Origin of the sequence: Ensifer sp. Root142, from assembly GCF_001426785.1 — a bacterium.
In the GTDB taxonomy this organism is placed as follows: domain Bacteria; phylum Pseudomonadota; class Alphaproteobacteria; order Rhizobiales; family Rhizobiaceae; genus Ensifer; species Ensifer canadensis.
Genome location: NZ_LMFK01000001.1, coordinates 499379 through 525748, shown reverse-complemented (window position 1 = coordinate 525748; position 26370 = coordinate 499379). Strand labels below are relative to the sequence as shown.

The following is a 26370-nucleotide window of genomic DNA, read 5'->3' as shown; positions in this document are numbered from 1 at the left end:
TCGCAATGCCGCGATCGCTGACAAAAATTATAAAGGGTGGGATGATCTTCGGCCGATACGCGACCCTGCTCGCCGCGACCAGCCCATCGCCCTTTCGGCTGTGTTTGGAAAGTGCCTGCAATGAAGACCGACACCTCAACTGCTGATACCACCGTTTTCGACTATGTGGTCGTCGGCGCCGGCTCGGCCGGCTGCCTGCTTGCCAACCGCCTCAGCCGCGATCCCGGCAAACGGGTCCTGCTGATAGAGGCGGGCCGGCGCGACAACTATCCCTGGATCCATATCCCCGTCGGCTATCTCTATTGCATCGGCAACCCGCGCACCGACTGGCTCTACAAGACCGAGCCGGAAGCAGGATTGAACGGACGGTCGCTGCGCTATCCGCGCGGCAAGACGCTTGGCGGCTGCTCGTCGATCAACGGCATGATCTACATGCGCGGACAATCGCGTGACTATGAGAGCTGGGCGGCCCAGACCAATGATCGCGAGTGGTCCTGGGAGAATTCGCTCCAGGATTTCAAGGCCCATGAGGATCACTACCGGCTCGACGACGGTGCCGATCCCGTCACCGGCGACAACAGCCGGTTTTCCGACATGCATGGCCGCGGCGGCGAATGGCGGATCGAAAAACAGCGGCTGAAATGGGATATCCTGGAATCCTTTGCCGAGGCCGCGGTCCAGGCGGGCATTCCGCGCTCGGCCGATTTCAACAGCGGCGACAACGAGGGCGTCGGCTATTTCGAGGTCAATCAGAAGTCGGGCTGGCGATTGAACACCTCCAAGGCCTTCCTGCGGCCGGTGCGCCATCGCCGCAACCTGGTCGTCTGGACGGAGGCCGAAGTCGAAAAGCTGCTGATCGAAACGACAGCGGATGGCACCAAGCGCTGTACCGGTGTCTCGCTTTATCGCGGCCGCGACAAGGTGACCGTGCGGGCGACGAGCGAAGTCATTCTGTCGGCGGGGGCGATAGGCTCGCCGCAAATCCTGCAACTCTCAGGCATCGGACCGGCCGCGCTGTCGCATGCCATGGGTCTCTCCGTCGAACATGACCTGCCCGGCGTCGGCGAGAACCTGCAGGACCATCTGCAGATCCGCGCCGTCTTCAAGGTCAGGAATGCCAAGACGCTGAACACGCTGGCGAGCAATCTCGCCGGCAAGGCCCGGATCGGGCTCGAATATGTGTTGAAGCGCAGTGGACCGATGAGCATGTCGCCATCGCAACTTGGCGCCTTTTCCCGCTCCGACCCCGACCGCGCCCATGCCAATCTGGAATATCACGTGCAGCCGCTCAGCCTCGACGCCTTCGGCGAGCCGCTGCACAGCTTCCCGGCCTTCACCGCCAGCGTCTGCAATCTCAACCCGACGAGCCGCGGCCATGTGCGGATCCAGTCGCGCGACCGGGGCCAAGCGCCGGCCATTGCTCCGAACTATCTGAGCACGGACGAAGACCGCAAGATCGCCGCCGACAGTATCCGGCAGATCCGATCGATCGTCAGCCAGCCGGCGCTGGCACGATACGAACCGATCGAGTGGAAGCCTGGTATCGAGTTCCAAAGCGATGGCGAACTGGCGAAACTCGCCGGCGATATCGCCAACACCATCTTTCACCCCGTCGGCACCGCCAGGATGGGCGCCAAGGACGACGGTCTAGCCGTCGTCGACAGCCGGCTTCGGGTTCGGGGGATTGGGGGACTGCGGGTGGTCGATGCCAGCGTGATGCCGACCATTACCAGCGGCAACACCAGCGCGCCGACAATGATGATCGCGGAGAAAGCCGCGCGCTGGATCATCGGCGACGCACAAAGGCGAGCCTAACCGGGAGCGTTCGGACGGCCCCCCCATGACGACAGCTGCACGCAACACATTACCAACCGGCCTCGCCTGAGAAGACGAGGCGGGTTGGTGATTTCTACTGGAACATGCCCTTCGGCGTCTCGCCCTTGAAGAACGGCACGATCAAGGCCTCCAGCAGCTCCGGCTGGCCGATGACGGCGGTGTGCGAGGTCGCCGGCAGGATGGCAAGGCGCGAAGCCGGCAGCGGTTTGCCCATGTCGCCCATGCCGCCACCACCGAGCAGCCGGAACATCGCCACCGTATGTTCCAGTGTCGCGACATCGGCATCGCCGGCGATGATCAGCACCGGGGTCTTCAATGCCTTCACGTCCTTTTCCCACGCCATCGGCTCTTTCTCGAGCGCGATCAGCTTGGCGACGAGCGCCGGGAAGCCGTCCGGATTGGCGGCGAGCTTGCGGTAGTCGTCCGCAAACGGCATGCCGACGAACATCTCCACCGTCATCTGCGGGATGAATGCCTTGAATTCCGGTTGCCAGCCCTCGGCATCATAGCCGACGGAAGCCGCCGCCAGCTTGTTGACCTTGTCCGGATGGCGGATGGCGAGCTGCAGCCCGGCGGCCGCGCCCATGGAGTAGCCGAACACATCCGCCTTCTTGACGCCGACGGCATCCATGAACGCCGCCACGTCGTCGGCCAGGTTCGGATAGGTGATCGGCCGGTCGAAGTCGGTGGTGCGCCCATGCCCCTGGAACTCGATCGCGTAGACCTTGTTGGTCTCGGCGAGCTTGGGAATGATCGCCCCCATGGACGGAATATTCATATAGGCGCCGTGCAGGACGATGAGCGGCTCGCCCTCGCCGGACACTTCGTAATACATCTTCATGCCGTTGACTTCGACCCGCTCGCCAACCGGCTGGCCATCGGCAAGTGCCGGCCCGGCAATGAGCAAGGCTGCTGCGATAAGGGCAGTACGAAACATCATCTCTTTCCTCGCGGTTTCACGCGTTTTCGCAACGCTGACAATAAGACGAGCGAAATCTTCGCGAGCCGACATCGCCTTGCATTTTTTTGTCGCAATCGCACGCGAGCGTCAAACGGTCCTTAATGGGGAGCGGCTTGGGTTGAGGACGCATGGTTCGACGGCACCGAAAAACCTCGCCGTCCCAGGGGATGGCGAGGTCGACTTTCCGTTCATGACGATGCCGGCGTTATTTCAGCCGTTCGACAAGCATTTCACCAACCTGCAAGGCAGAGCCCGGATTTTGCCCGGTGATCAGTTCGCGGTCGACCACCACATTTGCCTGCCAGGGCGCCGCGTTGCTCTCATATTTTCCACCCGCCGCTTCGAGCGCCGCCTGCGGATAGAACTTCATCGCACCGCCATCGAGCAGGCCCTTCGCAAGTTCCTCCTCCTGGTTGCTGATGACGGTCATGCGGTAGCCCGAATAGATCCATGTGGGTCGATCGGGCTGTTGCGAGGCTTCGAGCTGGTCCGTAAATGCCTTTGCCTCCGCCAGTGTCGAAAGCAGCGCGATCGGGCCGTGGCAAACCAAAGCCGTGATCTTGCCGTTCTCGTGGAAATAGGCGAGCAGCTGCCCAAGCTGCCTGTCGTGCAGTAGATCCTGCATCGGCGCGTGGCCGCCGGGGATGTAGACGGCATCGAAGGTCGCATAGCCGATCTGAGCGACGCGAGCGAGACCGATCACCGGCGATTTTTCCGGCGAGGTGATGGCCAGTTCGTCGAGCAGGCCCTGATAGACTTTCATCTGATCGGCACTGCCGCCGAAATAGGCCGGGTCCACGGATGTCCTGTCGACCGTCGGCACTTGCCCCCCAGGCGTGGCGAAGGTGATCTCGTGGCCGGCCTCCAGCAGTAGCTTCACCGGCTGCATCAATTCATTGAGATAAAAGCCAGTCGGGAATAACTTGCCGTCCTTGAGATCGAGATGGTCGGAGCCGGAAAGCACCACAAGAACCTTTGCGGCATTTGCGTCGGCAGTTGCAAAGGTGAGCGCGAGCGCGGCAGCAAGGCCACGCAGCCATTTCATCGGGTTGGTCATGATTGTCACTTTCTAAGTCGGAAGCTGCGTCAGTTTGTCTGGCCGGCAAGCAGCAGATCGCGCATGGCTTCGCCGACGCCATGGGCCGATTGCGGGTTTTGGCCGGTCACCAGCCGTCCATCCACCACGACATTGGACGTCCAGTCGGGAGCGGGTTGGTGGCGGGCGCCGCGCGCCGAAAGCGTGCTTGCCAACAGGAACGGCACGACGTCTTCGAGACCGACGGCGCGCTCCTCATCATCGGTAAAGGCACTGACATTCCGGCCCGCGACCAAATAACGGCCGTCACTGAGCTTTGCGTTCACGAGCGCCGAGGGACCGTGGCAGACGGCTCCGACCACGCCTCCCGCCTCATAGATCTCGCGGATCGCGGCTTGCGCCTCGAGGCTTTCGGGAAAGTCCCACATGGTTCCGTGGCCGCCGGCAAAGAAGATCGCCTGATAGCGGGACGGGACGATATCGGCGATGCGCGTTGTCGCCGCGACAGCAGCGCGAAAGCGCGGATCGGCCCAATAGCGTGCATTGATCTCGTCCTTGAGGTCGAGACCGTCGACCGGCGGCTCACCGCCTGCCACCGAGGCGAACTCTACCGAGATGCCCGCCGCCTCGAGCACGGCAAGCGGGTGCGTGACCTCGCCGAGAAAATACCCGGTCGGCTCACCCGTCTTTCCCTTGGTGGCGTGGCTCGTCAATACGAACAGTACGGGCTTTGTCAGCCCTTGGTCAGAAGCCGGCATCAGATCACCTCTTGGTTTCGCTGGTCTGGCAGGACTTTATTATCCCCACCGGAGGCGATAAATGATCTCAACTTCAATTCATTTGTTCTCCGGAGACAAAGATGCCCCGTCGTTTCGATTACCTCGCCGATGTCGAAGTGTTCGTGGCGGTGGCCGAGCACGGCTCGTTGACGGCCGGCGCCATCGCCCTTGGTACGACACCCTCCGTCGTCAGCCGCGCCATCTCGAGGCTTGAAGCGCGGCTCGGCAGCCAGCTCCTGCGCCGCACCACGAGGCGCATCGGTCTCACCCACGACGGACAGCATTTTCTCGACCAGGCGCGCTCCGCCTTCTCGACCATCGACGACGCCGAGCGCGCGATTCAGGGCGGCAGCGGCCAGATCGCCGGCCGCATCCGCCTCAGCGTGCCGACCACATACGGGCACTTCCGCCTGCCGCCGCAACTCTGCCGGTTCCGCGCGCTCCATCCCAAGGTCGAGGTCGAGCTCAACATTACCAACCGCAACGTCGACCTGGTTGCCGAAGGCTTCGATCTCGCCATCCGCATGGGTCAGTTGCCGGACAGTGGCCTTGTTGCCCGCAAGATCGAGGACGGGGCGATGTGCCTTGTCGCCGCGCCGGACTATGTCGCCCGTCGCGGTACCCCTCAGAGCATCGCCGATCTCGATCGTCACGACTGCGTGCCCTTCGTCATGCCGAGCACCGGTAGGTTCGCGCCCTGGATGTTCCATGACAACGGCCAGGATCTCGACTGGGCGCCCTCATCCGGCGGGCTTCAGGTGAGCGATGACGTGCTCGGCGTGGTGTCGATGGCCGAGCAAGGCGCCGGCATTTGCCAGACCTATGATTTTGTCGTCGAGCGCTCCATCCGGCAGGGGAGACTAATCGAGCTGCTGCCGCAGCTGAACGGGCGAACGCGATCGATCTCGATCGTCTACGCTCCCAATCGCCGGCTTTCCGCCGCGTCCCGCGCACTGATCGACGTCTTGGGCGAACGGCAAAGCTGACGGCGAAAGTGTTCGGGGCGTTGCGCGGTCCAATACAATTTATCCGACCACATCTTCCCAGACACACCCAAAGTCACAAAACTGTCACAAACAAAGGGCCGGATCGCCCGCGTTCAGTTCCGATTTGCCACAACAATGCGAGGACGAGACGCCATGAATGCCAAGGCACAGACGCATTCGCCGCCGGCCGAGGCCGGCAGATGGCATCGATCGGAAGCCGGCACGATCATCGCCGTCATCCTCGTTTCGGTCGCCATTCTCGCGTCCCTTGTGGTCGCCGACCGGGTCTTCGGCATCGACTATTACGACCTCGTGCGCGACCCGAACGCCATCGCCCGCAACCCCGGCTATTTCGGCATCGTCTCGAATATCGGGGTTATCTTCTGGATCGTCGGCGCGGCCGCAGCTCTTCAGGCTTTTGCGGCGACAAGGGCGGCCGAAGGGACCACGCCTCTCAGGCGAACGCTGCTTGCCGGTGGGCTCTTTGCAGCCCTGATGGGTATCGACGATTTCCTCATGCTGCATGAGGCGGTCGCGACCACGGGCATCCCGGAAGAAGTCGTCCTCGTGCCGCACATGCTCGTGCTTTGCGCCCTGTGCTACTGCGCCTACACGGTTCGGGCAGCAACGCCGCGACTGCTGCTCGTCGGCTCGGTCCTGTCGATGGGCCTGTCCTTCGCCGCCGATATGGCCCCGATCCATGTCGGCGGGGCCACCTTCTTCGAGGAGGCTTTCAAGCTGGTCGGCATCCTGTTCCTGAGCGCCTATCTCGTCACCATCAGCCACCAGGCGCTGCAGCATGGCGGGGCGTCGCGGCACCCAGCCATCGGATAGCAGCCTGTATGGGCTGAGCCACGGTCACGTCGTTCCACCGCTCAATGCCTGCTCAAGGAAGATGTACTTCATTGCCGTCTGGGCCGCCTGGATCCGGCGGTCGCCGCGCCCGCCGTGGCCGCCTTCCGTTTCCTCGAAGAACAGCGCGTTGGCATGGCCGGCGGCCTGCAGCCGTGCTGCCATCTTGCGTGCGTGGCCGGGATGCACCCGGTCGTCGGCGGTCGACGTCGTAAGCAGCACCGGTGGATAATCGGCGTCATCAGCGACGTGTTGGTAGGGAGAATAGGTCGCCAGCCAGGCCGCTTCCTCGGGCTTGGACGGATCGCCATATTCGGCCATCCAGGATGCTCCGGGCGGCAATTCCGTATAGCGCAGCATGTCGAGCAACGGCACTTCAATGAGCACCGCACCGAAAAGCTCGGGCCGCTGGGTCAGGGAAACGCCCGTCAGCAAGCCGCCGTTCGACCCACCTTGAATGCCGAGCATGGCAGGGGTCGAAATCCCGCGCCGCACCAGATCTTCGGCAACGGCGGCAAAATCGTCGAACGCGTTCTGCCGCTTGTCCTTAAGTGCTGCCTGATGCCATCGCGGACCGAACTCGCCGCCACCACGGATGTTGGCCTGGACATAGGCGTAGCCCTTTTCAAGCCAGAGCTTGCCGCGTACGCCGGCGTAGCCGGGCAGAAGCGGGACTTCGAAGCCGCCATAGCCGTAGAGCAATGCCGGCACCGGCTTTTGCTGGTCGCGACGCCGAACGACAAAATAGGGAACGAGGGTGCCATCCCTCGAGCGTGCCTCGAACTGCTCCGATATCAGCTCTGACGCATCGAAACGCGCCGGCTGCGCCTTGACTGTCGCCAGCGTCTCGCCGTCATCGTCAGACCAGATGATCGAGCTCGGCGTCAGAAAATCGGTGAAGGAGAACGAGACGCTTGAGCCGAACTGATTGATATGGCTGATGCCGACATTGCCGTTTTCGGGCAGAGCGAGCGGTGTGAGCGACCACCCCCCTTCGCCGCGTTCGGCAAACACCACGCGGCCGCGCACATTGTCCATCAGGCTGATGAACAGGCGGTCGCGCGTGCTGGCGACATGCGCAATCGAAACACGCTCTGCGGGCGGCAGCACCGTTTCGATGGCGCCGAGTTCACCCGTTTCCAGCCAGCGCTTGAAATCGAAGGCGTAGAGCCCGTCCGGCAGACATGCCACGCCACCGGGCGCGGACCAGACGCTGCGCACCGCGAAGACGATCTGGCCTTTCAGAATTGCGATGTCGGCGACGTCGTCCGGCAGCGGTAGCCGCCGTTTTTCTCCCGAAGCCAGCCTGACGAAATGATGGCCGGAATAGAAATCGATCGTCCTTGTCAGCAGCAGGTACTGCGCGTCGCCATCGAATTCGAGCGAGCCGCCGACAGCAAGATCCTCGACCTGCCCTTCGAAGATCGGCACCGCCTCGCTGAGATCCGTGCCCCGCTTCCACAGCTTCACGACGCGCGGATAGCCGGATTGCGTGCGTTCTTCCTCCTCGAAGGCGGCCGCAACGATGACCGTGTTGATGTCGAGCCAGCTGAAATTTGATTTCGAAACGGGTGCACGGAACCCGCCCTCGACAAAGCTGTCGGTTTCGATGTCGAACTCGCGCATCTCGCTGGCGTCGCCGCCATCGGGCGACAGGCTCAGGAGGCAACGGTCGAAATCCGGATAGAGGCGGCGCGCGCCGCTGAACACCCATTTGACGCCTTCCTTTTGCGAAAGCGCGTCGAAGTCGATGATCGTTTGCCAATCCGGCTTTTCGGTCTTGTAGGAAGCCACAGTGGTGCGGCGCCAGAGGCCAAGCACGTTGGCCTTGTCCTGCCAGAAATTGTAGACATGGCCGCGCAGTTCATAGCCGACGGCGATGTTGTCCTCTGCGGTCATCAGCTCCAGCGCCGTTTCGAACCGCGCCTGATAGGAAGGATCGCCTTGCAGCCTCTCTTTCGTCAGCCCGTTCTGGCGATGCACCCAGTCGAGCGCGGGCTTGGATGTCCTATCCTCCAGCCAAAGGAGCGGGTCTTCGGCAGGTGTCGAAAGCTGAGGGGCAACGGACTTGGTCATGAAATCTCCAGCGACAATATCAGCGAGGCAATCGGGACGTGTAGCAGCGGTATATGTTGTCTCATCACCTGGCTTTGCAATGCCAAAGGTCGATTAGCGGCGTGGCCATGTTGGGGAGGCGCGGCTTGCCGATAGGCCACTTTGAAAGTCCTGTGATCCCAACGCAGTTGTTTACCGATCGGCAAGCTGGGCCAGGCAGACCTCGCGAACGCAGGCACGGAGCCAACGGTGCGCCGGATCGGCATCAAGCCGCGGGTGCCAGAGCATTGAGACGGTAACCTCAGGCACCGGAACTGGCAGAGGGAAACTGTGCATGCCGGCGCGCAGGTTTCCCGTATGCCGTTCAGGGACGCTGGCGATAAGGTCCGATCCGCGCGCAAGTGCGAGCGCCGCCGAGAAGCCCCCGACCGTGGTGACGATCTGTCGCTTGAGCCCAAGCTTTTCCAGGGCGTCGTCGATCGGCCCCCTGTCGAGACCACGCCGGGAGACGAGCACATGCCGGCCGCCGGCATAGCCGGCTGCGGTCAGCGGGCCGAGGCTCAAGGGGTGCTCCCGGCGCACGACACCGATGAAGCGATCCCGGAACAGCGCCTGCGTTTGCACTTTGGGGCCGGTCGCAGGCCCGATCACACCGGTTTCCAGATCGACGCTGCCGTCGCGCAACGCGCCGCTTTCCTTGTTCGGCTTTGGCAGAAAGCGCAGGCGGACGCCGGGCGCTTCATCGCCGATGCGCCTGAGAAGGTCCGGACCGAAATTCTCCACGAACCCCTCACTCGTCCTAATCGTGAAGGTGCGCGTGAGCTGGCCGACCTCGAGCATTTCGGCCGGGCGCAGGACCGCTTCGGCTTCATCGACGAGTTGACCGACACGCTCGCGCAGTTCCAGTGCCCGCGGTGTCGGAACGAGGCCGCGCCCGGCGCGCACCAGAATCGGATCGCCCGTCACCGCCCTGAGCCGAGCAAGCGCCCGGCTCATCGCCGAAGGGCTGAGCCGCAGACGCTCGGCGGCGCGCGCGACGCTGCCTTCCGCAAGCAGAACATCGAGGGTGACCAGCAGATTGAGATCGGGTTTCGACATTCGCTTGGTATAGCGCAGTTTGATCGGGATGTGGCGCCTGATGCATGAATAAAGTGCAAATCATGCGCCTTCCGCCATGTCACGCAGACGCCTAGGCTTCTGGCAGCTCCATTTCGGAGATTGCCAACAGATGGAGCTTGTCTTGAAGCGCGATATTGCAGTACCCGCCGAGCCAAATGTCGGAGCCATTGGACGGACGCGTTCGGTCCGATGGGCGCTGGCCAGCCTGTCGCTCTCCATGTTGTTGTCGGCGCTTGGCACCAGCATCGCCAATGTCGGCCTGCCGACGCTGGCCAGCACCTTTGATGCGCCGTTCCAGGACGTGCAATGGGTGGTGCTTGCCTATCTGCTCGCCATCACCGCGTTGATCGTCGGCGTCGGCCGGCTCGGCGACATCGTCGGCCGACGCCGACTGCTGCTCGGTGGCGTCGCATTCTTTACGCTTGCCTCGGGCCTAAGCGGCTTCGCCCCGACGCTCTGGCTGCTGATAACCGCCCGCGCGGCGCAGGGGCTCGGCGCGGCAATCATGATGGCACTGACCATGGCTTTCGTCGCCGAGACGGTGCCGAAGGCACGCACCGGCAGCGCCATGGGGCTGCTCGGAATGATGTCCGCGATCGGCACTGCGCTCGGGCCATCGCTCGGCGGCGCGCTGATCACCGGCTTCGGCTGGCGCGCACTTTTCCTCGTCAATGTGCCGCTCGGTTTCCTCACATATGTGCTTGCGCATCGCCATCTGCCTGCCGACCGCCAAGGGACGACGCCCACCCCTGCCCGCTTCGATGTGCCAGGCACCGTCGTGCTGGCATTGACGCTGGCGGCCTACGCGCTTGCCATGACCATCGGCCGCGGCCAATTCGGCCCGCTCAATATCGTTCTGCTGCTGGCCGTGGCCCTGGGCGTCGCGGCTTTTGCAATGGTCGAAACGAAGGTCGCATCCCCGTTGATACACTTGGCGATGTTTGGCGATCCGGCCTTGAGCACGAGCCTGATCAGCAATGCGCTGGTCTCGACGGTGATGATGACGACTTTGGTTGTCGGTCCCTTCTATCTCACGCGCGCCCTTGGCCTCGATCCGGCAGCGATTGGGCTGGTGATGTCGGTCGGTCCGGTGGTGGCGGCATTGAGCGGCATACCGGCGGGCCGCTTCGTCGACCGGTTCGGCGCGCGACCGGTGATGATGGCCGGACTTGCGGCAATCGCGGCCGGCGCCGCAGCACTCTCCATCCTGCCGGCAACATTCGCCATCCCGGGCTACCTCGCGCCCATCGTCGTCGTCACCGCCGGCTATGCTCTCTTCCAGGCGGCCAACAACACCGCCGTCATGGCGGACGTGCCGCCGGATCGCCGCGGCGTCATCTCGGGCATGCTCAACCTGTCGCGCAACCTGGGGCTCGTCACCGGCGCATCCGTCATGGGCGCCGTCTTCGCCTTGGCATCGGCGGCATCCGACATCGCCACGGCACCAACCGAGGCCGTCGCGTCAGGCATGCGGGTCACCTTCGCTGTCGCGGCGGGCCTCATTCTCCTGGCGGTCGTCATCGCTCTTGCGGGTCGCGTGCTCGTGGCTCGCTTGGCGTTGCCGAACGACGCACGGGAGCGCTGACGGTGGTGAAAGTCCAGCGCCTTGCCGGCTTCTATTCCAGATCCATCGTGGTGAATACCCGGCAATTGTTGGGCGCAGGCGTGCCCCGGCAAATCTGCGCATCGACCAGTTGATCGACCGCGAGCGTGCTCGTCACCAGAAGCGCCTTGAACAGTTGCCAGCGACCGAGATTACCGTCCTCGTTGCGCGGGCCATCGACCAGGACCTGGTATCGCACGCCCATTTCGCCGTAATACGCCGCCAGCTTTTTGGTGCCGGCCTCGCTTGCAGCGACGATCGGAATAGCCTCGATCGCCGTTCCATCTCCGGCGAGCCGTCGCACGCCGGCCGCCAGAACCAGAGTGCATGCCTGCGCGCAGCGTCCACGCGAAACCGCCGCGCCGACATAGTCTGCCCCTCTGTTATCGTTTGCCGTACACCCCTCCTGATCCGGCTGGCATCCGGCAAAAACGGTCCTGCCGACAGCCACACTCAGCCCATTCCTGCGGACGAGGCGGCCGATCGCCATGGCAGCGGCCATGTCACCACCAGGCGATGCAAGGACCAATGGCAGCTTGCGGCCACCGAGCGTCCTTAACGTCGCCTTCAGCAAAGTCGGTGTTTTCGGGCCGATCATGCCCTCGGCGGATATCCATTCCGTGCATGTCGGCTCGCAATCGGCCTGGTTCGAGCGCACGACGACGAACCGCATCTGCTGCTCTGCCGTTTTTGCCGACTGTGGGATCAACATGCTTGAGGTGGCCGCGAGACAAATCAGCAGCGCCGCCCGCCTCAGGCGGGACAACCTCGTGTCGTCAGGCGGACTCCATACAGACATCCTGATCTCCAGCCACGATCCGCGGGTCTAACGCTCAAGGTCCGACATCACGAATACCCGGCAATTGGCGGCCGCCGGCACCGTCCTGCAAGCCTCGACCGACGTCAGCAGTTCGACCCCGCCCAACTTCGTCGTCAGCTTCATCTCCAGCATCGCAACGGGCTCGATCTTGCGAATGTCGGCGGCGGGCGTGATCTTCATCAGATCGATGACGGCACGACCGACACCCATTTCCGCGAGATAGGCCGCCAGCTTGCGCTCGGTCGCCTTGTTCATTTCATAGGTCTTGTAGCCGCCGACATTCCTGCGACTGACGACCGTCTTGCTGGTTATCTTCTTCTTGCCGTTCACGACGCGATACTTCGCCCGATACTGCGTCTCGATCTGGACGTAGGTTGTGGTGATCTGGTGCACGCCCAGGAACGCCCACTCGCCGACAACGCGTCCGGTGCCGCCAGCAAGCATCAGCGGGCAGGCCGAGTTGCAATAGGCTTCGCCAGAATAGGCGATGCCGATATGGCGCGCGCCCTTGCCGTCATTGTCACGGCAATCCTGTTGCTCCGGCTGACAACCGATGAAGCGGGTCTTACCGACCGCCGCTTCAAGTTTTCGCGTTCTGATCATCCGCCCGATCGCAAGCGCAGCATCGACATCTCCGCCGGGCGACGTTACGACGATCGGCAGGCGACGGGTGCCGATGGACGTGAGCAGTTTCTTGAAGAGCGCCGGGGTTTCGTCAACGATCGTGCCCTCGGCCGATATCCACTCCGGGCAGGTCGGCTCGCACCCGGTCTGGCCGCTGCGAACCACGAAAAATTGCATCTCCGCGCCTTCCGGCTGTGATGCGCGAGCCGCTACGGCCGGGGCCATCAGCCCAATCAACAGCCAGACGAAGACCATTGAACGCCAAAACACTTCGCGTGGAAATGCCGTGCCCAGCAATGAAAAGCACCTCCTTCCGACCGTTTGTGCGCCGGAGGTTAAGAGCGGAGGGATCTCACCCGATCCTGCCTTGCATCTCCGTGCTGCGCCGGACTGAACAAATTTCTATGCTGCAAATAGGAGTATCGAAACGAATGGCTCTGCGGGCACGATCGTTGAGATCGTGCGTCATAGAGCGAAATGAGAATGTTGGTTGCGCCAGTCAAGAATGAAATCGAGAATAGCACGCCCCATTAATATAAGGCAATACTCATATAAATGAAATCGCTCGACGTGCGCGATGCGATCAGCCGACACCGTTGCGGCTTGGTGATCACCCAACTCCCGGAATTCTCGACTTCTTCAAAGGATAGGCTGTCAGGAGGCGCGGCATCAATCGTGCTCAAGTCACTGCGGCGAAATGATAATCGTTGGCGCAGCACCGATCAGACGCGCGGGGGGACTAGATACGCCGCCGACGCTTTGACAACATAGGCGCTCAAGGCAGGGTTGGCGATTCGATGACGATATACTTCAAGGCAGCGGTTTCCGATGACGTGGCATTCGGGATGATCGAGCAATGTTTTTCCGATCCGGACGACTATGACGGCTATCTCGACATCTTTGGCGATCACACCGAGCAGACCGTTTCATGGAGCAAGGGCAGGTCGGCAGATGAGTTCAAGGATCAGATAACCGAAGCACTGCGTTCGGCCTGGGAGGCGGCACGTTTCTGGCAGGTTTACGAACGGCGTGAAGGCCGGGACGACGTCGGCACCAATGAAATTCGAAGAGCCGCCATCGACCTGACGCGGGCCTATGGTGGCGTGATTGTGATCACGCTCAGCCTGCTTGGACGACGCAGCAGCGCGAACGATCTCGAACTCGTGTTCCTTTGCTTCCAGGAAGATGCCCAACGCCGCAATTTCCGCGTGCGCTACGACGGAAAATTCGTGTCTGCCTGAAGCCATGGATGCTTAAAGACGACGGGTGTTAGTGACGTTTTCTCGAGAGCAGCTGCGAGGATGCCATCTCTTCGAGAATGTGGAGGTCCTCGTTAAGCGTCGTGCGATGCTTGTGCGACAGGTTGACGAGACAGTCCGCAATTTCGTCGGAAGTCCAACCCGCGGCCTCCGCACGGTCGACCAGTTCCAGGAAGGCACCTTCAACCGCGCTCTCGCAATCCGGCTCCCGATCCGGGTGTCCATGACTGACGAGCGGCACAGCGATTTTAGTCATGACCGATCCTCCGGGGCGAAGAATAGCGCCGCGGCAAGGGCCTGCAAAGCGACCAAGGTCCTATCCTTGCAGCGACCTTGGTATTTCGAGACGCCGGTCGCCAAATGCCAAGGCGAGCCCCCATCGATTGCTAAATAATCTGACAGCGGCGGCGGCCACGACGCGTCATCCTGCCATCATCGGAAACGAATGACAGGAGATGATCCGATGGCGGACACAGCTTCATCCCATGACAACCTGATCTATGTCTCCCCTCGCCTGATCGGCCCACGAGACCGATTTTCGACGGCACTCGAAACACATGGCTTTTCCCGGCGGCTGCTTGCGCGGGTATCCCGCTGGATGGAGACGCAGCGCGGGCGCCTGGATCTGCTTGCGCTTTCCGATCATCAGCTGAAGGATATTGGCCTGTCGCGCGGGGCCGCCTATAACGATTTCTACAAACGCGACGAATAGGACCGCAATGTCCCAGTTTTCGTGCCAGACGCTTCTCGACACCTCGACCGCCTCGCTGCGGGACGTGGTCTGCGATGGCGCGTGTCGCGGGAAAAGCGGCGAGGAATGCTCCCACCGCACAAGCCTCGTCTATCCCTATCGCGGCGTGTTCATGCGGCATGTGGGCAAGGCCGATACGGTGGCTGAATCCAATCAGGTGATCTTCTTCAACCGCAGCGAAGACTATCGCGTCAGTCATCCGATCGAAGGCGGCGATGCATGCCTCGACGTGCAAGTGGACGAAGCCATCCTCTGCGAACTCGCGCCGAAGGAGCAATTGCGGTCGGGGGCGCTTGCCGCGTTCAAAAGACCGCGCCGGCGGATCGATCCACGAGCGCAGGCGCTTGTCGCGCTGTTGCGTTACAGCCTTCGCCGCGGGATTGCCGAAACGCTCGAAGCCGAGACCCTGACGCTGACATTGATCCGGCGTTCGCTCGGCGAGAGGACGTCGCATAGCGCTGCTACGACCTATGGGCGCGAAAAGCTGGTCGATCGGGCCAAGCTGGTTCTTTCGACCGATCTCGCCCGCCGCTGGACATTGGCCGAGGTGGCAACGGAGGTCGGCGTGTCACCTGTTTATCTCACCCAGGTTTTCCAGCAGGTCGAAGCCATGCCGCTCTATCGCTATCAGTTGCGGCTGCGGCTTGCGCGAGCGCTGGACCTGCTCGGCTCCTGCCATGACCTGACGGCACTCGGCCTCGACCTCGGCTTTTCCAGCCACAGCCATTTCAGTGCGTCCTTCAAACAGGCCTATGGGCGCACGCCCGCCGAATTCCAGCGCGCCCTGCATCTGCGCTAATATCCAAAATTGCCTGCCGGAGGGCCGTGTCGCCACGCCCCGCCGGGCGATTGCGACGTGCGACCCGGCACCGATCCACCTTGGGGCCGGGCTCGGATTTAACTGGACAAAAATAATCATAAAAAAATTCCGGATCGGTGAAAAAAAATCGGGAGCCGGTCGTCTTTGTATGAAAGCGCCTGCTGAAGCACCGCGCCGAAGCCGAGACGGGTGGAAGATGAGCTCACCGGAATGCCGCAACGGACGTCCGCCGTTCGAGGAAAAACGTGACCGCACAGGTTCGTTTCTTCCTGGAGCGATGGCGACCGATGCATTGACGTTCACGACCTGGCACGCGGCGTCGCCGACACACATCGCTTCCGTCCGCACCAACCGTTCAAACGGACGTCGTCAATCGCGCCCGCCTGGGCCAACCTCATGTGGCGCCCGGCTGTCAGCCCGCCATATCCTGCGCCAATCCCATCCGCCTCCTCGGGCGGCTGGCAGACCGTGCGTGATGCATATCACGCCGACCTGAGCCCGTTCACTACGAAAACTCAATGCGTTGCGCCTCCCACGCGACGCGATTGCGCGACTTTGCATGTCGCGTGCCGAGGATCGACAGACATGAAATCGTCTAGGCAAATCGCAGAAACTGCGACATTTCAAAGCTTCGCCAACTGCTACCTCAGGGAGGTCAATCCCGGCGTGCCGGTCATGCACCGGACCGCCAGCGGATCCTGCGACAGCATCGAATGGTCGCTTCCCCGCCAGCAAATGATCCTGCGCGTCGAGGTCACCTCATCGTCGCTGTGCGGCCCGCTTCACTTCGGCAGGGCCTGGGGGCGCAACGTCTCCGATCCGTCGTGGCGTCCGATCGAGCTGATGTCTGCGCTCCATATGCTGGTCCAGGCCGCCTACCGTCAGGACGACGCCGGTCAGACAGATGCGTTGCGCGGCTTCGAGCTCGAGCTTCTGATCCGGGTGCTCGAAAGCTATCAGCAGACCGCCCTCTACGTCGACAGGGCGCAACCGCGTCAGGAAGACGCCAACGATTTTCTCGAGGCCGAGCAGTCACTTGTCTTCGGGCACTGGCTGCACCCCACGCCGAAGAGCCGGCAGGGCATGACCTATTGGCAGCAGGAAAGCTATGCGCCGGAACTGCGCGGCCAGTTCAAGCTGCATTATTTCGCTGCGAAGGCGGACCACGTCAGTCACGCATCCTCCCGCTCGATACAGGCACCGGATATCATCCGCTCGCTGTCAGGACTTGACGCGGAATGGCTGGGCCTTGCCGGTGACGAATGCCTGCTGCCGATGCACCCGTTGCAGGCGGAAGCCCTGCTTCTCGATCCCGGTATTCAGGCGATGCAGCGGGCCGGCATCCTGCGTCACCTCGGCCCAACCGGTTCTCTCTTCAGCGCAACGTCGTCCGTCCGCACGGTCTATGGTGCTGCTGAAGACTGGATGCTCAAGTTTTCGCTGCCGGTGCGCATCACCAATTCCGTGCGCCTGAACCGAAGGCAGGAGCTGGAGGCCGGTGTCGCCATGGCCAAGCTCGTCGACCGGATCGGCCTGGCTAAACGCGCGGCGAACTTCAGGATCATCCAGGACCCGGCCTATATCACGCTCGATTTGCCGGGTCACAGCGAGAGCGGCTTCGAGGTCATCCTGCGCGAAAACCCCTTCGCGCGCGGCAACGGACAGGGCGTCATAACCGTGGCCGCGCTGACGGCCGACCCGCTTGCGCAAACACCGTCGAGGCTCGAAAAACTCCTGCGCACGCTCGCCGCAAGGGACGGAGAGCCTCTCGCCGACACCTGCATAATCTGGTTCCAACGGTATCTCGAATGCGCCGTAGAACCGCTGATCCGGCTTTACGAAGACTATGGCGTCGCGCTTGAAGCGCATCAGCAAAATAGCCTGCTCGACATCGGCGCCGGTTACCCGTCGGTCAGCTACTACCGCGACAACCAGGGTTTTTATCTCTCCGAACGTTATCGTGGCCTGCTGGCAAGTCTCGTCCCGGAAACCGAGACGATCCCGTCGCTCTATTTTCCCGAAAGCGAGATCCGCGACCGCTTCGCCTATTACCTCATCGTCAATCAGGTGTTCTCGGTCATCAGCCGCATGGGCCACGACGGATTGTGCGACGAAGGCACGCTTCTCAGGATGCTCCGGAACCACCTGGAGCAATGCGCGCTCGGCATGACCGGCGCCGGACGGGATTTCGCCCGGCATGTGCTGGACCTGCCGACGATCGCGTCGAAGGCCAACCTGACCACCCGGCTGTTCAATGTCGACGAACTGCAATCCGACCACGCGCCGGTCCTTTATCGCCCCGTTCCAAACCCTTTGCGGGCACCCGCGGCGCTGACGACCCTGAGGACCAGCCATGCCATTGCCTCTTGATCTCCGGGGACGCCCCGACGACCGGGTGCTTCGCCAGCTTGCCGCCGCCCTTCTGTTCGAAGGCGTCATCCAAGCGCGCCAGAGCGAGGGCGGCGGCGATGGTGCAACGCATTTTCGTTGGACGCTCGGCGGCCGCGACTTTCGGTGCGATGCCATCCTCGGTGCATTCGGGCGAATCCGGCCATTGCCGGGATCGGTGCAGATGCGGGAAAGCGACGGCAGCTGGGGCGAGGCGTCGCTCTCGGTTATGGTTTCGGCCCTGCCCGGCAGCGGCATCACCCGCGGCAAGCTGCTGAACGAGATGAAGCAGACGGTCGCCTTTTCCGAGTGGAACGACCGCCATCTTATCGCCCGTCCCCGACGGGAGATGTCCTTCGCCGAGCTCGAAGGTGCAATCGACGAGGGGCATCCCTACCACCCCTGCTATAAGGCCCGCACCGGCTTCTCCCAGGCGGACCATGCCCTCTTCGGCCCGGAGGCCGGCCAGTCGTTTCAGCTCGTCTGGCTGCTCGTCGCGCGCAAGCATCTGCGCCAGGCGCTGCCCGACACAGAAGAGGCATTCTGGCGGACCGAACTTGGCGGGGAAACCTGGGCGCATCTTCAGGGCATGCAACAGCAGCTCGGTGACTGCACTGAGGATTTCGGGCTCGTGCCGCTGCATCCGTGGCAATGGCGCAACCTGAGCGAAACGCTGCTTGCCGGCTGGATCGCAGACGGCGATGCCCATTGCCTCGGCCCGGCGGGCGACCGCTACACGGCGACCCAGTCGGTACGCTCGTTGCTCAACCAGGACCGACCGCACGCGGCAAGCGTCAAGCTACCGCTCAACATCGTCAACACGTCCTCGCGGCGCATCCTGGAGCCGCATTCGGTCTGCACCGCGCCGGTTATCTCAAGCTGGATCGGCGAGATCGTCGCTTCGGATCCGCTGTTCAGCGAACAATACCCGCTCACCATACTGCAGGAATATGCCGGGATCATCGCCGATGCGGACGAGCCGCTGGCCGGACAAGTGGGCGCGATCTGGCGCCAGAGCGCGCAGGCAATGCTTGAAACCGGAGAAGCCGTCGTTCCCTTCACCGCGTTGATGATGATGGAGACAGACAGGCGGCCCTTTGCCGACGACTGGATCCGGCGCTTCGGCCTGATGCCATGGATCAACCGGTTGCTCGAAGTCGCCGTCCTGCCGGTCTGGCATCTGCTCGTCCATCACGGTATCGCCGTCGAGGCGCATGGCCAGAACATGCTGCTCGTGCACCGCGACGGATGGCCGGTACGGTTGATCCTGCGGGACTTCCACGAAAGCATCGAATTCTCGCAGGGCTTTCTGCGCGAACCGGAAAAGGCGCCCGATTTTCCATCCCTGCATCCGCTCTACCGGGACGCCGAGCTGGACCAGTTCTACTGGACGGACAATCTGGATTCGCTGCGCGAACTGGTGATGGACACTCTGTTCGTCTACAATCTGAGCGAGGTCAGCCATCTTCTCGACCATTGCTACGATCTTCGCGAACCGCTGTTCTGGCAGCGGGTCGAAAGCCTGCTGTCAGCCTATCCGCATAGGCATGCCACGGCGGGCCGGCAGGCGCAGCTCGGCCACGACGGCCCCGAAATTCTCACCGAATCCCTGATGACGAGGAAGCTCTTCGCCCGCAAGCCCGAGTACCACCACGTGGTGCCCAATGCCTTGGCCGCGGACAGGCTTCAACAAAGGAGGTGGCATGAAAGCAGCCGCGTCCCAGGAGAGAACGGACCATTGAGATGCAGGTGATGATCGAGGGACAGTCACGCTTCCGGCCTTTCGGCTGAAAAGGAGGTGGCATGAAAGCAGCCGCGTCCCAGGAGAGAACGGACCATTGAGATGCAGGTGATGATCGAGGGACAGTCACGCTTCCGGCCTTTCGGCTTACCTTATTGGGGTTTCGAAGATCTCAACAAGGGAGTTGGAAGCATGACTGCCTCTTATGATTACCATATCGGCGTCGACTACCACAAATCCTATAGTCATCTGGTGGTGCAGGACAGCAGCGGCAAGACGCTCAGATCGGGCCGGGTGAAGAACGATCGCCAGTCGCTCGGTGGGTTTCTGGAACGCTACCGCGAGAACTCGCATGCTGTGGTCGAGGCGACGCGCAACTGGATGGTGATGTACGACTGGCTCGACGACATTTGCGATGATGTCGTTCTCGCCCATCCCTTGAAGGTCAAGGCGATTGCCGACGCCAAGATCAAGACCGACAAGATCGATGCGACGGTGCTCGCGCATCTGCTCAGGGCCGACCTGGTGCCGGAGGCCTGGGCGCCCAGCGAACGAGCAAGAGACCTGCGCGTCGCCCTGCGCGAGCGGATGTTTTACGTGCGGCTGCGCACGATGACGAAGAACCGCATTGTCACGGTGTTTGATCGCTATCCGGAGCAGACGGCACAGCTGAAGAAGCTCGGGGATCTGTTTGGCAAGGCCGGCCGCGTCCAGCTGGCGCAAGTCAACGTCTCGGAGATCGACCGCATCCAGATCGACCGTGGCCTCGCCTTCATCGGCGACATTGACGKGCGGATCAAGCAGTCGGAAGCAACGATCCGGGCGATGACCAAGGCCAATGCCAACGTCAAGCTGTTGAAGACGATCCCCGGCATCGGCGAGTTCTTCGCCCGGCTGATCGACGCGGAGATTGACGATGTATCCCGCTTTCGCAATCCGAAGAAGCTCGCCGCCTATGCCGGACTGGTGCCCTCGACCTATTCCTCCGGCGGCAAGACCTTTCACGGCAAGATCATCAAGCAGGGCAACAAGTGGCTGCGCTGGGCTTTCGTCGAAGCCGTCACCCCCGCCATCGCCAGCGATGCGCAACTTCATGACCAGTACGAGCATCTGAAGATCAGAGGAACCAACAAGGCGCGTGTTGGCTTTCGTCGAAGCCGTCACCCCCGCCATCGCCAGCGATGCGCAACTTCATGACCAGTACGAGCATCTGAAGATCAGAGGAACCAACAAGGCGCGTGTGGCGATCGCGCGCAAGCTTTTGACGATCGCCTTCCAGATCCTGCGTGACCAGCGCGCTTACGAGCCGCGCGGCACCAGCACCACGGAAGGCGCGTCGACGATATCCCGGCTGTCCTGATTGTCGTCTAGCGAGCCCGGCAGGACTGGGCTGCGCTCCTCAAGGAGAATGGGAAGCCGGGAGCCGAACGCCACTCTGTGACCGAAGCCAGCACGGCATCAGGGTCACGCATTGGAGACTGGTTCAAGAACCGAACGGCAGATGCCTGTCGCGCGGAAGGAAGAGATTTAGCCGATCGGCGAAAATGCCGATCAATAACCAACCGAACCCAAGGAAAAGCCGCCAATCGAAGGCGTTTCGCCCCTTGTGTTCTTTCATTGGAGATGTTAGCCGATCGGCGAAAATGCCGATCAATAACCAACCGAACCCAAGGAAAAGCCGCCAATCGAAGGCGTTTCGCCCCTTGTGTTCTTTCATTGGAGACCACGATGCAGAACGAAATCGTTTCACCCGAGGCGTGGCTGAAGGCGCGCCTGGACCTGCTTGCCGCCGAAAAGGAATTCTCCCGTCAACGGGAGGCGCTGACGCGCCGCCGCATGGAAATGCCCTGGGAGCGCGTGGAAAAATCCTACCAGTTCGACGGGCCGAACGGCGCCCTGTCGCTCACCGATCTCTTCGACGGCCGCTCGCAGCTGATCGTCTACCACTTCATGCTTGGTCCCGACTGGCAGGAAGGCTGCAAGCACTGCTCGTTCTGGGCCGACAATTTCAACGGCATCCCGGTTCATCTCAACCATCGCGACGTGACCTTCACCGCCGTATCGCGCGCACCGCTCACCCAGATCGAGGCTTACAGGAAGCGGCTGGGCTGGAGCTTCCCATGGGTGTCATCCTTCGGCAGCGACTTCAACTTCGACTATCAGGCATCCCGGACGCCCGAACAGCTCGCCAAGGGCGAGGCCTACTACAACTACAAGATCCAGCCGAGCACCGTGTCGGAACAGGTGGGCATCAGCGTATTCTACAGGGACGACAGGAACGAGCTGTTCCACACCTATTCCTGCTACTCGCGCGGCGTCGAGATGCTGAACGGCGCCTACCATTTCCTCGACCTCGTACCCAAGGGCCGCGACGAGGACAGCTTGAATTACCCGATGGAATGGGTGCGCCGCTGCGACCAGTACTGAGGCCACGATCAATACCGAGGCAAGGTGACCGGCCGCAGTGCAGCCGGTCGCCACCTATCGCGGCGTGTGGTGCGACGCGCGAGTTCTCCACCGCAAGGGGCACACGACGCGCAGCCACATGACGGCTGCCCCGGTTACCGATCCCGGATCATTCGCGTACCGGCTCGACGTCCGGCAGCACCCACGTCTTTTCGAACAAGGCCTTTGTCGGCGCGTAGAGGCGGAACATAAGTTCGAAGTCGCGCTGCGAATCGGTCGGGATCCAATTCGACTCTTTTCCATCAGGAGCTTTCGGACCAAGGTAGATATCGACCGAGCCGTCGGCATTCTTCTGCAGTTCGGCGACCTGCGAGGAACGGCTGGCGTGCGGCATATTGCGGATCAGCGCGTGGGTCTGGCGATCGTAGGCGGTCAGCGACCAGTATTGCTCGACCGGGACATTGGCCGGTACCGTCAGCCGGTAGGTCTTCGACCCCTCGAAAGCCTGGCCGTCCTTGTCCTTGATGGCAATAAGGTAGAACTGCCCCGCCCCCAGGCGCTTGATGCCGACATAGGCATAGCTGTAGGTGACGCCGCGAATATCGACGGGATAGGCATCCGGCTCATCGTACGACGCCTGCGCCGCCTTGACGAGCTCCGGGTCGGCCGGGAAATTCCAGCGTCCTTTGTCATAGAAGGGTTTCAAGCCGGCATCGTATTTCAACTCGAGCCATTCGCGGGCCTCCTCTATTCCTACCGCGAGCGCCTCGGTGGTCGTGGCTTCCGGCCTGAACGGCTTTCCCTTCTCGATGCCGAGAGACCGCAGCTGATCGATCATCGCCCGGTCCCGCGCCAGCCATGGTTCGCTCTGGACAATGCGATCGAGCGACTGGAAGAAGCTGACATCGTAGCGGATGGTACTGTCGAACAGCACGTCCCTGGCATCGGTAAACACCGTCTCCGGCGGAGATGCCGCCTGGGACAGCGGATAGACCTTCAGCCTCTTGGCGTAGGCCACGGACTTTTCGATATCAGCGTCGGCGTGGCTGGCGAGGTTGGACCGCAACAGCGCATAACCGCCATAGGTATTCGACTTCAGTGGTATGTAGCCTTCGGGGATCGTCCCGACATAGCCCGGCGGCAGAACGAGGTACTTTCCGCCCTCGCCCTGGTCGGCGCCGGACGGACCGGCATCCTCCAGGGGCATCTGCCACACATCGACAATGTTGCCGTTGATCGATCCACCCTCGGCAGGGGGCACCTCGATGACCACCGGCCCGACATCACGGGTATCGGTGAAGGTCATCAGATAGATCGCATCCGGGTTGGGCGTCAGCGTCTGATTTTGCCAATCGAGCGGACGGGACCAGTAGACGATCTCGTTGACCTTGCCCTTGGTCTTGGTGAGCATTTCCTGGAGCATCAGATCATAATTGACCGCTGGCATGCCCCAGATCACTGCCTCCACCGCACGACGCTCGATCGTCCGCCGTGCGAGTTCATCGGGTGAAAGTGCTGCGGCGGCCGACGACATCGCCGCCAGAGCCATCGCCGCAAAAAACAACCGCCTCATGCTGCCCTCCTGCCAATTGGCCGTGGAGCTACAGCATTGTCCGAATCGATCGCAGACGTAAGTGCGTTACTGTAAATGCAGACGCGAGAGCGGAGTTAGACGGCGGCAGCCGTCTGCGAATGCGAGAGCCGCCTTTCCGCTGAGGGCCAGCATGACTCGCGATGGCGCCCGCGCTCGAAATTATGTCGCAGCCCCTTCAAGAACCAGGACATCACCATCGGCCGGGATTCGCAGCTTCATCGCCGAAATCCCGCTGTTATCAGCAGCTTCGCGCAGGTCATGCCGGGTGATCGTGGCGTGGTCGAGCGCCTCCATATGCGTGGCGACGACCACGGCATCGCCGGATGTTTCGCAGACGGCAACGGTTTCCTGCGCATCCATGACGATGAGGTCGCCGTCCCAGCGGGCACCGCAGGAATGGGTGACGATGATGTCGGGCTTCGTCTCGGCGATCACGCTTGCCACCGGCGGATAGAGCACGGTGTCGCCGGCCCAGTAGATCGACGGTTCGCCCGCAGCTTCAAGCGTGAAGCCCATGACCGAGCCCATCAGCTCGACGACGGCCCCAAGGCCGTGGCTGCCTTCGCGCCGCGTCAGCGTCAGCCCCTGCCAGCTGGCGCGGTCGACAAGCGGGATCACGTCGGTAAAGCCCGCGGCGCGGATCTCGCCTTCATCGCCAGGCTGACAGAAGATCGGCAGATGCTTCGGCAGCCGTTCCTTGGCCACATCGTCGAAATGGTCGGAATGCAGGTGCGAAACGATGACCAGTTCCACGCCATCAAGGATCGCCTCGATCGACACCGGCAGCTCGACCATCGGGTTCTCGGACCGGTTGGCAAAGGACGGCAGGCTGTGTTTCGGCGCCAGATAGGGATCGATCAGCACCGTGCGGCCCGCATAGTCGAGCTTCAAGGTGGCGTTGCGGATCAGCTGCAGTTTCATGGGGCGCATCCTCTGGCGACATCAGGTGTTTGACGGTCGCCGGATGGTTACGATTGCGGCGACAAAATCAAGCCCCGAAATGCGACCACGGCCGGGCGAGCCGGACACGCGGCGTGGTCCCGACGACGCGGATGGGGCTGGGAGCGCCGACCGCGGGAACTGCCCGCGTTCGCAATTACCACCGCCAAAGGAGACAATCCCTAAAGTTGCATTGTTCTACCGAGCAGAACTTTAACGACCTATCGCCAAACGTGGCGACAAGCACGAGCAATCGGGAGAGACATCGTGGAAAACGTCATTAGCGGCGGAGCCTACGCGCGGGCATGGGCATGGCGTTTTGGCCTTTTCGTCGTCGTCACCCTGGCATTTCCGTTTATCGTGTATGCCCTGGTCCATATGAGCGGCGCCGCCAGAACTGATGCTGCCGGCGCCTTCGCCGTGGTGCTTGGCGTCTATTTGAAGCCGATCATCTACCTGACCTTCGCAGCGTCGCTTGCACGCATCTCGATCGCCCGGAGCAAGGTAGTCGGCATGCCGGGCAAGATCGGCATCTACATCGTCCTGCTTGCCCTGTCCGATCTTCCCTTTGCGCTCATTTTCGGGGCGCACTGGGGCGTCGCTTTCTTTTTCGGCTTCGCCGGCCCGCAATTACCCACTTCGCTCCTGAGCGCGGTCATTGCCATCATCACGCTGAGTCTTGCACGCGCACCAAGCGGTCCGATGAACGAGGGCCACGCCGCCGCGTATCGCGTCTGGTCCACCCTGCTCGTTCTCATGATGGCGTACGGCCTGCTCGGGCTTGCGATAATGCTGTGGCCATTTTTCTTTGGCCTGCATGGCTTTGGTCTCTACGGTGCGCTGACCTGGGCCAAGGTCTACCTGCACCGTTTCACCCTTTATCCCGGCCTGCCGCTGTCGCTGTTCATCGCTGCCTCGGTCTATCTCATCTACGCCAGCCGAAAACACACGGGCGGACCGGCCGAGACAGGCCAGCCCCAGCGCGGCGCAACAACAAGCTTCGGTCTTCGGCGCGACTGAAACATCACGCATGCAGGAGCGCGGTTGATTTCGCCACGGCAGCATCCATCATCGCGGCCCCTGGTTGGCGGAGGAAACCGCCACATCTCCTGCGGCGGCAATGATCTGCTCGGCGGTCGGCAAGGTTCCAAGGCCCTCGGGGCCGTTGCGTGCCTCGACCTCGGCCCAGGCAATATGGCCTGACCCATCGACAAGGAAATGGCCGACAAGCTGGGTGCCATGGTTCTCGAAGATGGACCGGTCGACGTCATTCAGCTCGAAGCCATCCTTGGTGTTGAGCACGGTATTGGCCTCCATCGGGTGTGCCGGCTCGGCCATCTCGTCGTTCGGATTGATGCGCGCTGCGGCAAACTGTTCGAAGCTGGCGTGAAAGGGCCATTGCTTCTTTTCCTCACCGTCGGCCGGGGCGAAGACCACGCGCGGCACGCCGAAGTCACGATGCGTGCGGCACTCCGGATCGCACAACACCGTCACCGGCGTCGGCTGAAACTGGAGATAGAGCCTTGCCCGCTCGAGCGGCGTGTTGATCACGGCCAGTGTCTCGACGCCCGCCTCGCGCAAGGCGGGCTGGAGCGCGGAAAATTGCCGCAGCTGGCGCCGGCAGAACGGGCAATGCAGGCCGCGAAACAGCCCGATCAGAAACGGGCGTCCGCGCAGGTCCGCGAGCGAAACCACGCCCCCGACGTTGGCGGCGGGTAGCGAGAAGGCCGGAGCAGGCTCGCCCGGTTGCAGTGCGCGGATCGCTTGGCTCATGCTGACTATCCTCCATCTGGGTCCGAAG

General features: G+C 62.3%; 23 protein-coding genes and 1 pseudogene. 12 read left to right on the top strand and 12 right to left on the bottom strand.

Annotated elements, in window-relative coordinates; genetic code table 11:
- Nucleotides 1-120: 120 nt before the first annotated feature.
- Nucleotides 121-1815 carry a GMC family oxidoreductase N-terminal domain-containing protein gene (locus tag ASD52_RS02615; RefSeq protein WP_025429413.1) on the top strand — a complete coding sequence of 565 codons (1695 nt, stop codon included), beginning with the start codon at nt 121-123 and terminating at the stop codon, nt 1813-1815.
- Between the two features lie 94 nt (nt 1816-1909).
- Here the strand turns inward: ASD52_RS02615 and ASD52_RS02610 are convergent, their stop codons facing one another.
- From ASD52_RS02610 to ASD52_RS02600, 3 genes are all read right to left on the bottom strand, one after another.
- Nucleotides 1910-2773 (bottom strand): alpha/beta hydrolase, encoded by an 864-nt coding sequence (locus ASD52_RS02610; RefSeq protein ID WP_057223353.1) that lies wholly within the window; start codon nt 2771-2773, stop codon nt 1910-1912.
- 229 nt (nt 2774-3002) lie between these two features.
- Nucleotides 3003-3842 (bottom strand): type 1 glutamine amidotransferase domain-containing protein, encoded by an 840-nt coding sequence (locus tag ASD52_RS02605; RefSeq protein ID WP_057223350.1) that lies wholly within the window; start codon nt 3840-3842, stop codon nt 3003-3005.
- Nucleotides 3843-3883: 41 nt separating this feature from the next.
- Nucleotides 3884-4591 (bottom strand): type 1 glutamine amidotransferase domain-containing protein, encoded by a 708-nt coding sequence (locus ASD52_RS02600; RefSeq protein ID WP_025429416.1) that lies wholly within the window; start codon nt 4589-4591, stop codon nt 3884-3886.
- 101 nt (nt 4592-4692) lie between these two features.
- On the opposite strand from ASD52_RS02600, the gene ASD52_RS02595 reads away from it, so the two are divergent.
- Both ASD52_RS02595 and ASD52_RS02590 read left to right on the top strand, forming a co-directional pair.
- Nucleotides 4693-5598 (top strand): LysR family transcriptional regulator, encoded by a 906-nt coding sequence (locus ASD52_RS02595; RefSeq protein WP_025429417.1) that lies wholly within the window; start codon nt 4693-4695, stop codon nt 5596-5598.
- Between the two features lie 153 nt (nt 5599-5751).
- Nucleotides 5752-6432: a hypothetical protein gene (locus ASD52_RS02590; protein WP_025429418.1), complete on the top strand. Its 681-nt coding sequence runs from the start codon at nt 5752-5754 to the stop codon at nt 6430-6432.
- A 24-nt stretch (nt 6433-6456) separates the two neighbouring features.
- On the opposite strand, the gene ASD52_RS02585 is transcribed toward ASD52_RS02590, so the two are convergent.
- Both ASD52_RS02585 and ASD52_RS02580 read right to left on the bottom strand, forming a co-directional pair.
- Complete coding sequence (locus ASD52_RS02585) at nt 6457-8526, bottom strand: prolyl oligopeptidase family serine peptidase (protein ID WP_057222786.1); 2070 nt, start codon at nt 8524-8526, stop codon at nt 6457-6459.
- A gap of 171 nt (nt 8527-8697) precedes the next feature.
- The gene (locus ASD52_RS02580; RefSeq protein WP_057222785.1) at nt 8698-9603 is read right to left on the bottom strand and encodes a LysR family transcriptional regulator; all 906 of its coding nucleotides are present in this window, start codon (nt 9601-9603) and stop codon (nt 8698-8700) included.
- A gap of 130 nt (nt 9604-9733) precedes the next feature.
- Between ASD52_RS02580 and ASD52_RS02575 the strand changes: the two genes are divergently transcribed.
- Complete coding sequence (locus tag ASD52_RS02575; protein WP_025429421.1) at nt 9734-11209, top strand: MFS transporter; 1476 nt, start codon at nt 9734-9736, stop codon at nt 11207-11209.
- Between the two features lie 31 nt (nt 11210-11240).
- On the opposite strand, the gene ASD52_RS36750 is transcribed toward ASD52_RS02575, so the two are convergent.
- Nucleotides 11241-12026, bottom strand: coding sequence for a hypothetical protein (locus ASD52_RS36750; protein ID WP_162254145.1), 786 nt, complete (start codon nt 12024-12026; stop codon nt 11241-11243).
- Between the two features lie 27 nt (nt 12027-12053).
- Nucleotides 12054-12848, bottom strand: coding sequence for a hypothetical protein (locus ASD52_RS36740; RefSeq protein ID WP_156612859.1), 795 nt, complete (start codon nt 12846-12848; stop codon nt 12054-12056).
- 620 nt (nt 12849-13468) lie between these two features.
- Here ASD52_RS36740 and ASD52_RS02555 point away from each other — a divergent pair.
- Nucleotides 13469-13912, top strand: a complete 444-nt coding sequence (locus ASD52_RS02555) for a hypothetical protein (RefSeq protein ID WP_057210010.1) — start codon at nt 13469-13471, stop codon at nt 13910-13912.
- A 28-nt stretch (nt 13913-13940) separates the two neighbouring features.
- Here the strand turns inward: ASD52_RS02555 and ASD52_RS02550 are convergent, their stop codons facing one another.
- Complete coding sequence (locus ASD52_RS02550) at nt 13941-14186, bottom strand: hypothetical protein (protein ID WP_025429423.1); 246 nt, start codon at nt 14184-14186, stop codon at nt 13941-13943.
- 207 nt (nt 14187-14393) lie between these two features.
- Between ASD52_RS02550 and ASD52_RS02545 the strand changes: the two genes are divergently transcribed.
- The 5 genes and pseudogenes from ASD52_RS02545 to ASD52_RS02525 all read left to right on the top strand — a co-directional run bounded on the left by ASD52_RS02545 (nt 14394) and on the right by ASD52_RS02525 (nt 20990).
- Nucleotides 14394-14642, top strand: coding sequence for a DUF1127 domain-containing protein (locus ASD52_RS02545; RefSeq protein ID WP_025429424.1), 249 nt, complete (start codon nt 14394-14396; stop codon nt 14640-14642).
- 7 nt (nt 14643-14649) lie between these two features.
- Nucleotides 14650-15480, top strand: a complete 831-nt coding sequence (locus tag ASD52_RS02540) for a helix-turn-helix domain-containing protein (RefSeq protein ID WP_025429425.1) — start codon at nt 14650-14652, stop codon at nt 15478-15480.
- Nucleotides 15481-16086: 606 nt separating this feature from the next.
- Nucleotides 16087-17871, top strand: coding sequence for an IucA/IucC family protein (locus tag ASD52_RS02535; protein WP_057222783.1), 1785 nt, complete (start codon nt 16087-16089; stop codon nt 17869-17871).
- The gene (locus ASD52_RS02530; protein ID WP_057222782.1) at nt 17855-19642 is read left to right on the top strand and encodes an IucA/IucC family protein; all 1788 of its coding nucleotides are present in this window, start codon (nt 17855-17857) and stop codon (nt 19640-19642) included. The genes ASD52_RS02535 and ASD52_RS02530 overlap by 17 nt, the downstream gene beginning before the upstream one ends.
- Before the next feature lie 180 nt (nt 19643-19822).
- Nucleotides 19823-20990: pseudogene (locus ASD52_RS02525) on the top strand (IS110 family transposase).
- 123 nt (nt 20991-21113) lie between these two features.
- On the opposite strand, the gene ASD52_RS02520 reads toward ASD52_RS02525, so the two are convergent.
- Nucleotides 21114-21347, bottom strand: coding sequence for a hypothetical protein (locus ASD52_RS02520; protein WP_057222781.1), 234 nt, complete (start codon nt 21345-21347; stop codon nt 21114-21116).
- A gap of 11 nt (nt 21348-21358) precedes the next feature.
- Between ASD52_RS02520 and ASD52_RS02515 the strand changes: the two genes are divergently transcribed.
- Complete coding sequence (locus tag ASD52_RS02515; RefSeq protein ID WP_025427433.1) at nt 21359-22057, top strand: thioredoxin family protein; 699 nt, start codon at nt 21359-21361, stop codon at nt 22055-22057.
- Between the two features lie 148 nt (nt 22058-22205).
- Here ASD52_RS02515 and ASD52_RS02510 read toward each other — a convergent pair whose 3' ends face one another.
- Together ASD52_RS02510 and ASD52_RS02505 are read right to left on the bottom strand one after the other, a co-directional pair.
- Entirely contained in the window at nt 22206-23609 is a 1404-nt protein-coding gene (locus tag ASD52_RS02510) for a DUF1254 domain-containing protein (protein ID WP_025427434.1), read from the bottom strand.
- Between the two features lie 180 nt (nt 23610-23789).
- Complete coding sequence (locus ASD52_RS02505) at nt 23790-24551, bottom strand: MBL fold metallo-hydrolase (protein ID WP_025427435.1); 762 nt, start codon at nt 24549-24551, stop codon at nt 23790-23792.
- A gap of 285 nt (nt 24552-24836) precedes the next feature.
- Here ASD52_RS02505 and ASD52_RS02500 point away from each other — a divergent pair, with 285 nt between their 5' ends.
- Nucleotides 24837-25589, top strand: a complete 753-nt coding sequence (locus ASD52_RS02500) for a hypothetical protein (protein WP_057206249.1) — start codon at nt 24837-24839, stop codon at nt 25587-25589.
- A 48-nt stretch (nt 25590-25637) separates the two neighbouring features.
- On the opposite strand, the gene ASD52_RS02495 is transcribed toward ASD52_RS02500, so the two are convergent.
- A complete protein-coding gene (locus tag ASD52_RS02495) occupies nt 25638-26342 on the bottom strand; it encodes a peroxiredoxin-like family protein (protein WP_025427437.1) in 705 nt (234 codons plus the stop codon).
- Nucleotides 26343-26370 lie beyond the last annotated feature (28 nt).

What these genes read in the sequence shown, in the direction of transcription:
- ASD52_RS02520 (WP_057222781.1), bottom strand. Translation starts at nt 21,347, where the DNA reads ATGAAAGAACACAAGGGGCGAAACGCCTTCGATTGGCGGCTTTTCCTT.
- ASD52_RS02580 (WP_057222785.1), bottom strand. Translation starts at nt 9,603, where the DNA reads ATGTCGAAACCCGATCTCAATCTGCTGGTCACCCTCGATGTTCTGCTT.
- ASD52_RS02575 (WP_025429421.1), top strand. Translation starts at nt 9,734, where the DNA reads ATGGAGCTTGTCTTGAAGCGCGATATTGCAGTACCCGCCGAGCCAAAT.
- ASD52_RS02550 (WP_025429423.1), bottom strand. Translation starts at nt 14,186, where the DNA reads ATGACTAAAATCGCTGTGCCGCTCGTCAGTCATGGACACCCGGATCGG.
- ASD52_RS02540 (WP_025429425.1), top strand. Translation starts at nt 14,650, where the DNA reads ATGTCCCAGTTTTCGTGCCAGACGCTTCTCGACACCTCGACCGCCTCG.
- ASD52_RS02605 (WP_057223350.1), bottom strand. Translation starts at nt 3,842, where the DNA reads ATGAAATGGCTGCGTGGCCTTGCTGCCGCGCTCGCGCTCACCTTTGCA.
- ASD52_RS02535 (WP_057222783.1), top strand. Translation starts at nt 16,087, where the DNA reads ATGAAATCGTCTAGGCAAATCGCAGAAACTGCGACATTTCAAAGCTTC.
- ASD52_RS02505 (WP_025427435.1), bottom strand. Translation starts at nt 24,551, where the DNA reads ATGAAACTGCAGCTGATCCGCAACGCCACCTTGAAGCTCGACTATGCG.
- ASD52_RS02600 (WP_025429416.1), bottom strand. Translation starts at nt 4,591, where the DNA reads ATGCCGGCTTCTGACCAAGGGCTGACAAAGCCCGTACTGTTCGTATTG.
- ASD52_RS02615 (WP_025429413.1), top strand. Translation starts at nt 121, where the DNA reads ATGAAGACCGACACCTCAACTGCTGATACCACCGTTTTCGACTATGTG.
- ASD52_RS02590 (WP_025429418.1), top strand. Translation starts at nt 5,752, where the DNA reads ATGAATGCCAAGGCACAGACGCATTCGCCGCCGGCCGAGGCCGGCAGA.
- ASD52_RS02495 (WP_025427437.1), bottom strand. Translation starts at nt 26,342, where the DNA reads ATGAGCCAAGCGATCCGCGCACTGCAACCGGGCGAGCCTGCTCCGGCC.
- ASD52_RS02595 (WP_025429417.1), top strand. Translation starts at nt 4,693, where the DNA reads ATGCCCCGTCGTTTCGATTACCTCGCCGATGTCGAAGTGTTCGTGGCG.
- ASD52_RS02530 (WP_057222782.1), top strand. Translation starts at nt 17,855, where the DNA reads ATGCCATTGCCTCTTGATCTCCGGGGACGCCCCGACGACCGGGTGCTT.
- ASD52_RS02555 (WP_057210010.1), top strand. Translation starts at nt 13,469, where the DNA reads ATGACGATATACTTCAAGGCAGCGGTTTCCGATGACGTGGCATTCGGG.
- ASD52_RS02510 (WP_025427434.1), bottom strand. Translation starts at nt 23,609, where the DNA reads ATGAGGCGGTTGTTTTTTGCGGCGATGGCTCTGGCGGCGATGTCGTCG.
- ASD52_RS02545 (WP_025429424.1), top strand. Translation starts at nt 14,394, where the DNA reads ATGGCGGACACAGCTTCATCCCATGACAACCTGATCTATGTCTCCCCT.
- ASD52_RS02610 (WP_057223353.1), bottom strand. Translation starts at nt 2,773, where the DNA reads ATGTTTCGTACTGCCCTTATCGCAGCAGCCTTGCTCATTGCCGGGCCG.
- ASD52_RS02585 (WP_057222786.1), bottom strand. Translation starts at nt 8,526, where the DNA reads ATGACCAAGTCCGTTGCCCCTCAGCTTTCGACACCTGCCGAAGACCCG.
- ASD52_RS02515 (WP_025427433.1), top strand. Translation starts at nt 21,359, where the DNA reads ATGCAGAACGAAATCGTTTCACCCGAGGCGTGGCTGAAGGCGCGCCTG.
- ASD52_RS36750 (WP_162254145.1), bottom strand. Translation starts at nt 12,026, where the DNA reads ATGTCTGTATGGAGTCCGCCTGACGACACGAGGTTGTCCCGCCTGAGG.
- ASD52_RS36740 (WP_156612859.1), bottom strand. Translation starts at nt 12,848, where the DNA reads ATGCAATTTTTCGTGGTTCGCAGCGGCCAGACCGGGTGCGAGCCGACC.